Below are 9,572 nucleotides of genomic sequence, written 5' to 3' on the forward strand. Positions count from 1 at the left end.
CTTCCGAAAAAGACTCTCGTATATGCTGATAAGGGTTATGACTCGGCAGAAAACAAGGAGACACTTGCTCGAATGAAACTAAAAAGTCGCATTATGCACAAAGGGAACAAAGGGCGCATAAGATTACAGAAAGAGAGAAACGCGTCAATGTGGCTATCAGTAAAATTAGGTACAGGGTGGAACGCACTTTTGGTTCCATACACAGATGGTTTAGGGGAGGTACGGCAAGATATGTAGGACTTGCCAAAACACATGCACAGCATATTATGGAGGCTGTTGCCTACAACTTATATCGAACGCCAGGGATAATTGTGTCCAATGCTCTCAAATAAAAGAAAATTGGACACAAATATAGATGATAATAATCGTTTTACGGCATCAATTATAACAATAAACACGTTGGAATATGCTTCTAAACACAACTAAATGGGAATTTCTCTATAAATGAAGGTTTTGCAGAGGTCTCGATTATAGTAAAGCTTTCTGATGCTTATATTGAAGTGTTCTGACGTTTATAACAAAGGTTTTTAGAAACTTATGACCAAGCCTTTCATGAGTTTAGTTCGTTGCTTATGACAGAGGGTCTAGGGTGGGGTAATTAGACAAAGAAATCCCCTTGTTTGTTTGCCGAACAAGTGTTCAGCAACCAACAAGGGGACTTTTTATTTACGTGTTATCGTTCTTACTTAACGCTAATCTTCGCAGCCTTGTTGCCTACACGTACGATGTAGGTACCACGAGCGAGGGAGATGCGAGTGCTGTCGTCAGCAATCTTAGCTTGGTAAACGAGCTTACCATCGATAGTGTAGATAGCTGTTGTAGCATTCTTTGCACCCAGGATATTAATAGCACCATCGTAGAACTGGATCTTAACATCCTTATCTGCACTGACTGCATCAATGCCTGTTGGGGCAGTGAATGTGATGTAGTTTGTGTGGAGAAGGGCATTAGGGAAGTTATCGTTCGCCATCACACAAACAAGTTTCGTGAAATTACTTGTAAGATTCAAAGTAGTTACACCATTCTCAACGGTGTACTCGTCATTAGCTGTAAGCTCTTCACCTTGTAACACACCATCAACATATTGCACATTGCCATCGAACCAGCGGTAGGTAGTAGGCTCACCTCCAACAACCGCCTCAGAGCTGAGATCGACCTTACCATTAACGCACTTAACATCAATTGGGGCCTGAAGGTTGTAAGAGTATTTGTCAAATCGCCTGCCGTTGTTGCTTGGCAATGGCATTGTAGAGAACTTCAGACGGTTGCCAACAACATTGAGAACTCTAAGGTTAGTATTCTTTGATACATCAACCTTTGTAAGTTTGTTAGCGTTCAACCACAACTGCTCCAACTGAGGAAGCTTGTCGAGTGACACGCTTTCGAGGTCGTTATTGCTCAAGTCAAGGTTCCAAAGCATAGGGTTATCAAGTTTGATATCCTTCATCTTGTTGCTTGATAGGTAAGCAACATTAAGGCTTGGCGCCTTTGACAAGTCGAAGGTCTTAATCTTATTACCAATCAATGACACTGAGAAAAGCTTTGGGAACGGTGACAGGTCAACGTCTGTCAACTCATTCTCATCAAGGTTCAAGTCGGTAAGGTTTGGTGCTACAGGGAGCTTAATAGATGTAAGTCCTGCCTTCGAAACAGTGATAAGCTTTGCTTCCTTCATACCAGTGAAGTCAGCATCGGCCATCTTAACGTTTGAGATACTGAAGACTTTCACCTTATCATCAGGCTCAGCAACAAGTACACGTACCTTTGTATTTTGCTTTGACTTAGCTTGGAAGAGCTTGTAAGTCTCTCCAAGTGCATACTGTGTGACGTTACCATTACCCTCCCATTCGATGTAGACAGACTTACCAGGAACATAGCTTGCGAGAGAAAGCGCCACGCTGTCAGTCTGGTTGAGCGTTGTGAATGAAGCCAACTCATACTGTGGGAAGGCGATAGGATGAACGTATGTTGTCTTGAAGACGTTCTGGCCTTCGAAATCGGGGTAGGCAGCATGCGTCATCTCACAATAGATAGAGTCGAGCGCAAGGTTCTTGAACTTAGCAGAACCATCGGTAATGGTATAGTCAGTACCCAACTGTAACGGTGTACCATCCTTCTTCTTCCATACAAACTGAGTCTTAGCACCATTCTTTGTGATGTACTGTTCAGAGAGGTCGATACCTGGTGAAGAGGTTGAAATCTGTAGAACGTGCTGCGGAGCATAGATGAAGTTGCCACGAGAAAGGCCGAAGTCGTTAGGCATATTAGCCAATGTGAAGTAGTTGCCACTGATGTTCAACTTCTTTACAGGTGCAACGCTTGGTATTCCAATCTCGGTCAACTCGTTGTTAGCAACATTGACGTCTTCTATCAGTTCACTGTGGTTAAGGAGGAGACGAGTGAACTTGTTGTAAGAGATATCAAGCATACGCAAGTTGTCGGCATCCTTAAGATCCAGCTTGTTCAGATTGTTATGACTTACATTCAGCTTCGTTACACCATAGATGGTATAGTAGAGCAATGAGTCAATCTGGTTATTACTAATGTTGATATCAGTCAACTTACTCTTATTAAAATAAGATGATGGACCACGGAGATCAACACGTCTTAGCTGATTGTTAGATAAGTCGAGCTTCTCAAGCTTATTGTTGTAAGAGAGGTCAATAGTAGTAAGTCCTGCGTTCTTCAGCGTCAGTATGCGAAGTTCTGTAAGTGCAGAGAGATCGATGTTATCAATATATTGACCGTTAGACTCAAGACTTGTTACGTACTTATCTTGTGGAACATATACAATAATGTTACCTGCGCCAGTACGTGTAGTAGCGATGTTAGGTGTAGCAGGACGCTCTTCCTTAATCTGGAACGGCTTTGTCTCTCCATTACCTAAGTCAACCTTTACTGTTACAGGATTAGCTGCTGTAGCGCCAAGGATACCCACTGACATGTTAATTGAGTCGCCTTCAGATCCAAGACTTGACATTTCAACGGCCTTCTCGTCCTTTCCAAACTCGGCAACAGTCTTTATTCTGAAGTTCTCAGTACGGATAGGGTAGTCTTTAAGACGGCTATTCGTGAACTGTACAAAGACCTGATCATTAAGTGCTTTCTTCAATGTCACCTTACCAGCCTCGTATGAGTAATAGCTGTCATCTAACTCTACAGGCTTTGTTGGGTCGGCCTTTGGAACACGGTAAAGCCTTGCCTGAGTCGTTGTTTTTGGACGAAGTACACGCTTACTAAGGTCGATGACATCACCTACCTTATATGTATCGTTCAACTCCATAGGGTTTTGTTCGTGATAGTACTCAAACCAGTTGCCTGGTTCTGGTAGTGTCGCAAAGTCCATGTAGTTGTATCTTACGTTGACACTATATAGGTTTACGTTCTGACTAACGTCAAGGCTCCGTAGGAGGTTACGGTCGCAAGAGAGTGTAAAGAGTTCTGGATTGTTTCTTAAATCAAGCTCTTTCAAGTTGTTACCACCACAATAGAAATAGTAGAGCTTCGGACAGTGAGACACATCAATGGTCTCAAACTTCACGTCAGTATTGACTGCTCCAGAAGAGTGAGAGATGTAGAGCTGTGTAATCTTTGGGTTATGGCTAAGATCAAGAGTCTTTACACGAGAGTCACCCACATTGAGAATCTGCAATTCTGGGTTCTTTGAGAGGTCTACACTCTCCACGCTTGTCATGTCAAGGCTCAAACGCTGCAGCAGAGGACACTCTGTTGGGTCTGCTACCTTAAGGCTGAGTGTGTGGTAGGCATCAAACGAACGGAGCTTAGGAAAGTTCTTCAGTGTGAAGTTAGGAGAGATATGTCCAATCTGTGGAACCTCCAACACCATAAGATTAGGCATACGACCAATCATCAATGGAGTCTCGGCTGTGAACGGATTGTCCTGCAGGTAGATAACACTTAGGCTCTGTAACTTATCAATATTGAGTGACTTTAAGCTGTTATGCTCCAAGTTTAATACTTGTAGCTTTAGGTCGTCATTAAACTCAATCTGGTCGATCTCGTTACCAGAGGCATTAAAGTAATAGATGTTAGCTGGGTCACCCTTAATCGTTACCCACCCATCATCTGACACTGTACCAGTGTAGAGAGAGCCCTTCATGGTCTGTTCGCCATTCTCATTCTCTACTATGGTTTTATTCACATCGAACTCTTCGTCACCTGAACCACAGTCGATGCTAACGGTAGTTGCATTATCTTTTGCGCCCAACACAAAGGATACTTGTGCTGTAATCCCACTACTCTTAGCTTTAGCAGGAATGTTAGTATGGAACTTGATGATCTGTTGATCGTCTTGCGCATGGGTAGCAAGCGAGCTCCAAAACATTGCCATCACTAAGAGAAGAAAGGATGGCAGAAAAGTAAATTTATGCTTCATATATTTATAAATATTATAGTTTTCTTATATTATAGCATGTGATTAATTATCGTATTCCCAAGGGTTAAGAGTGTTAGTCCTATCCTTTGGGAATATTATTCGACGTTTATCAAGCCTTAATAGATAACGATACGTTGTGCCTTACCACCATTTACTTGAATCAAGTAAACGCCCTTGTTCCATGAAGAAGCATTAACGTTAAGTTCGTCACCTTGTGCTGAGAGTGAGTGAACCAACTGTCCGCTAAGTGAGTAAGCACGTAGATTCAGCTGCTTTGCACCAGCAAGGAAGGCTGAGAAAGAGCGTTCGCCAGTCATTGTAATGACAGGTACAGCCTGACTCTCAGCGTATTTCACGCCATTAATACCATCGGTTTCCTTTTCTTTTAGTACCTGCTTTAAGCCAGCGTAAGCGTCAAACTTACCTGCACCCCACTGTACTGGGTCGCCCGTATTAGTGACATAGTTATCCTTGCGAGCGGTCTGCTGGATGATACGGATTACGTCCTTGACAGTCAAACTTGGGTTTGCTTCAAGCCAGAGGGCAATAGCACCAGCCACAACAGGCGTAGCCATAGATGTACCGAGGGATTGATGCCAGTAGTATTTCTTACCACCTTTCTCCAACTTACCCTGCAATGCCATGTCACCATAGCCTAAGTCGGGATTCTCTACAGCGTATGAATTGACAGAAGAGATGATAGATGCACCCGGAGCACATACGTGTGGAAGGTTTCTACCATCGGCTAATGTACCGAAAGAAGAGAAGCGTGAAGCCTCGCCTTCAGGGAAGTCATCCTCGTCACCTCGCTTGTTGTAACCATAAACAAAGCCGTCGAGAGATGACCAGTGGTTACGTACATTGTAGCTACCAACAGTAACGATGTTTGCAGCACATGCCATATCACTGATAGAACCATTGCGTGTTCCGCTTACGAAACCCTCCTGCTTGTTACTATCGAAGTAGATAAACTGTGCATCACTATAAACTTCAACACGCTGTCCAGGCTTCTTACTCTTTATTTCCAACGCCAGTTTATAGTTGCCATCCTTGTTGTCTTTCTGGTTATCACTGGTCATTATCTGCGCCATAGCGTAGTAACGGCCTGTTTCAGGGTCTATCATAGAAGCTGCTGTGACGTAACCATCGAACGCTTTCGCAAAGGTTTGGTTGATAACAGCACCTGACATTGAATAGTCACCACCTGATGCATAGGTAATAGGTTGACCTTTTGTATTATTTTGAAGAGGGATTCTGACAGCAGCTTTATTGCCACGCTTCGTGTTAGTCACAACTATTTGTAGCTCGAACGCAGTAGAGTCATTACTATAAGCAGCTATCTGTCCGTTACGAAGATTATAGTAGGTCTTACCTCCAGAACTTAAACTATCTGGCTGCATTGGCGTAAGGAAGGTCTTAACTGTCTCTCCCGCAGCATCAAAATTCTTCTTCAATGCGATGCCCATGTTAGCCTCGTTACCTGCAGCAACACAGATAATAGCGTGCTTTCCTTCCTCTGCAAGGAAGCGATTCATTACACTTGTAGAGTCGTGTACACCAATGTTACTACCTAATGAAAGGTTGATAACACATGGCTTTGGCTTCTTTCCTGATAGTTGTGCATACTGTACGATGTCATCAACACCAAATGCAATATACTGGTCACGCAAGTCTCCGCATGAAGCCACAAGCTCTGACTCTGTCGCACAACCATAGAAAGGATTAGGACCAACCACCTTATAAGACTTGTCGTTATCGTTAGTCTTAGCATAGGTGATATCGCCTTTGTATCCACCCGCCATGATTCCTGTAGTGTGAGTACCATGGAACGTAGTGTAGGAATCGGTCGTAAAGTCCTCAATAGCGTATGCGTTATCACGATTAGTCAGGGTGTCAAGTACGGCACGAGGGTAATAGTTATCGAATTGATAACCATCCTTATTCGACTGACTGGCTGTAATCTTACTGATATAACCAAATCGCGTGCTGCCGTCTGGCTTGAGGAAGTTGATATGGTTAGGGTCAATACCACCGTCAACAATACCCGTTACCACCCCTTTACCAGTGTAAGCCTGTGGGAGGTCGACACCTTGGTGAATCTTATCGACACCAATCTCCTTACGAACGACATCCATCTTCTGATAGACACGACGTGGGAGTTCCATACGACGAACGCACTTCAAGGCTGAAATACGCTCAATGTCTTTTATTGGAGCCACGACAATAGCGATATTACCACGTACTCGCAACACCTTTACTCCTTGTGCTTCTAAGTCTGCTCGGTCGTTCTGATCCTTCATTTCGACCATTGCCATTGTGTTTTCTGGTACACTCTTAGGTCGTTCAAACGCGCGTGTTCGACTATTGTACGTAGGTATGGCTGTATTGCGGAGTTTATACAGTTCCAACTGACTTTGTAGGTCGAGCTTCGACTGACCGAATGCCATTCCTGCCGTACAGATACTTAATACTGTAAGTAGAAATTTTCTCATCACTTCTTTATTATAATCTTTTTACCATTAATTACGTAGACTCCATTAGGTAGCTGACTACCTTCTACACGTGTTCCATCAAGGCGATAGACTACAGCCTTACCTTGTTTTACGGCTTCTATGGCGTCAATGCCATCTGTTTCGCCCTTGAGAAGGACCTCCAGACGGTCGCCATTATTCAAATCAAACTCAAAGCTTGTGCCACCAGGGTAGGATGGGTTAAGTTTCGTTCCATTGAGTTTAACCACCATCTTACTCAAGTCATTACCGTATGCACCAAGCATGAAGTGATGATCATCGGCTGAGAACATAACAGTGTTTTCGCCTGTCTGCATCTTTACCGTTGAGTGGTCAGAGCGGTAGAAGTTGAATCCATAGTTCGCAAGGCTGATGTCGTCAATCACAACTATTGCCTTCTGGTCGCGTATAATGGCTGATGTCGTAACCTCAATCGTCATTCCTTCGGTTAGTCTTATCTCGTATGCTCCTTCGTAATTGGCGGTTACGGGATTTCCATTTACCTTCAGTGACTCAATCTTACAACCGCTGTTTGGCTTTATTTGGATAAGGTTGTTCTTCTCTCCTAACTCAATATTATTACTGCCATTCTGTAGGGTTATCACCTTATTATTATAGCTTTGACCCTCATAAGCGGTGATATTTGCTGCGTTGTCAACAGTCAACACAGCTTTTACAGTAGCATATTTATGTGCCTGAACATCAAAGACAAGGTTGTCTTTCACGTAACATTCGTAGTTACCATATATCGTAACGGCAGTCCCATTAACCTTGAAAGCATCTAAGGCATAGTTGCTTTGATCGAAAGTTAATGATAGTTTCGTTCCTGCTTTGAGCTTGAAATCGGCGTCATTGTAGTTCTTAACTTCCACACCATCAGCCATTACCTTTGAGATAACGCCCTTCGCAGCCTCGTTAGAAAAGTTGAACTTCACCGGATAAGATATGTCCGGATAATCGGCTTTGATATCTACAACACAGCCTGAAGTCAGCATTACAAAGTATTGACCACCTGAAGAAGCTACGTCATTACCGTCGACTGTCACCTTATATATAGGAGCATCGCTATAATTAGCGTTGGTTATCACAAGCGTTTTCTCGGTATTAGGAATCCATTTTACAATGTTTTCACCATTTTGCAACGCTACTGACGTGTGTGACTCATAGCGAGATACCCTCACTTTAGAGGCATTATCGACCTTTACAGAGCATGAACCTGTGCGAATATCAGCTAAGACTCCACTTTTAACCTTAATGAGTATATTCTTGTCAGCATCTGATAGATAGATATTGCAAGACGTGAGATTTGAAATGTTTTGAGCTATAACTGCTCCGTCTTTACCTTGTTTTGTAACATCCTTAAGGTAGTAACCCTCCTTAGCCTCTATACTTAAAGAGGCATATTGCGGTACGTTAACCGTGTTTGTACCATTTGTAAGGTCAGCCACTGGGACATAATTAACCTTCACGGTAACTCTATTAACATCATCAATATTGATTTTAACGGGCGTATCAGCCTTTGCGTTTACTGATGAGAACACCAATAGTACTAAAAAAAGATAAGAGTAAACTTGCTTCATAGACATATATTTTATTATTGACCAAATATCGGATATAAGCTTTTTCACTATGGTTTCTGCACTAAAAGCAGAGGAGTTGTTGTGATAAATACCGAGCAAACACTTTTACAGGTTATTTGTTCTTTTATAAATCTATTGCAAAAGTAGTTATTATTTATGGTTAGAACAAAGTTTTTTCGCTTAAAATTATATTTTAATTCATAATTAGTCTTATTTGTATCTATTTCAAACAAAATCGTACACAAAACACTTGTTGTTATAAAATAAGCTGGTTTAGTCGACGAGCCGACAGAATACGCATATCTATTCTGACGTCTTAGTTGATTGTTAAAATATGGGATAATAAGCTTATTAACAATGAGTCGACATAGTCTATATACCCGTTCATCATAGTGCAAAGGAACCTATTGATGACAAAAAAGTATTACAATACGTCGACTATCATACTCTCTAAATCCGAGTATAAAGTCTCGTGCATGTGATGTTATAACGTTCAATAAATCAGTATATTACAAGTTGCTTTGTAGAACATGCCTTTCTTGCCTCAAGAAGGGCATGTTCTACATGCAAGAAGAGCCTGTTCTTGAACGTTGAAGGGCCTCTTCTTCACCCATGAAAGGCGTCTGTTCTGTTCGAGAGAAGCGAAAATTCTTGACAAGGGGTAAAGGAGTTAGGGAGTGAAGGGGATTTCTTTCTTACAGAGGAGCACAGATGAACAGGACACACAGGATTTTTCTCTCTCACAGAATTACACAGATGAACAGAATACACAAAGTTTCACAGAGACATTAAGTCAACCGATAACACAGAACCTTACAGCCATCTTTAGCTGAAACGCTCTGTGATCTCTGTATGCCGACGGCCTTCTGTGGGCTCGAAACGTGTGCCAAAAAGGTTCCGTTAGATCTGTGAGTTCTGTGAGAGACAAAAAACCTCTACGAAGTATGCAAGCAGCCCAGTAGGGGTAACCTCGCATACTACGCCCCTCCCTGCGGAGGAGGGGTTGGGGAGGGCCACTATCTTGGAGGGCTCGAAACGTGTGACTAAAAAGGTTCCGTTAGATCTGTGAGTTCTGTGAGAGAAAAA

At 42.5% G+C, this 9,572-nt stretch carries 4 protein-coding genes and 1 pseudogene; 1 reads left to right on the top strand and 4 read right to left on the bottom strand.

The window, feature by feature from the left end:
* Positions 1-332 (top strand): annotated as a pseudogene (locus HMPREF0666_RS16555) (transposase); the annotation flags it as partial.
* Positions 333-682: 350 nt separating this feature from the next.
* Here the strand turns inward: HMPREF0666_RS16555 and HMPREF0666_RS07055 are convergent.
* From HMPREF0666_RS07055 to HMPREF0666_RS18050, 4 genes are all read right to left on the bottom strand, one after another.
* Positions 683-4,396, bottom strand: coding sequence for a DUF6383 domain-containing protein (locus HMPREF0666_RS07055; RefSeq protein WP_009011690.1), 3,714 nt, complete (start codon positions 4,394-4,396; stop codon positions 683-685).
* A gap of 116 nt (positions 4,397-4,512) precedes the next feature.
* Entirely contained in the window at positions 4,513-6,888 is a 2,376-nt protein-coding gene (locus HMPREF0666_RS07060; protein WP_009011691.1) for a S8 family serine peptidase, read from the bottom strand.
* Positions 6,888-8,486 (bottom strand): hypothetical protein, encoded by a 1,599-nt coding sequence (locus HMPREF0666_RS07065; RefSeq protein WP_009011692.1) that lies wholly within the window; start codon positions 8,484-8,486, stop codon positions 6,888-6,890. Before HMPREF0666_RS07065 ends, HMPREF0666_RS07060 begins: the two co-directional genes overlap by 1 nt.
* Before the next feature lie 900 nt (positions 8,487-9,386).
* A partial coding sequence (locus HMPREF0666_RS18050) for a hypothetical protein (protein ID WP_232214082.1) occupies positions 9,387-9,572 on the bottom strand: 186 nt, incomplete at its 5' end.

The sequence above is a fragment of the Prevotella sp. C561 genome (genome assembly GCF_000224595.1).
Classification (GTDB): domain Bacteria; phylum Bacteroidota; class Bacteroidia; order Bacteroidales; family Bacteroidaceae; genus Prevotella; species Prevotella jejuni.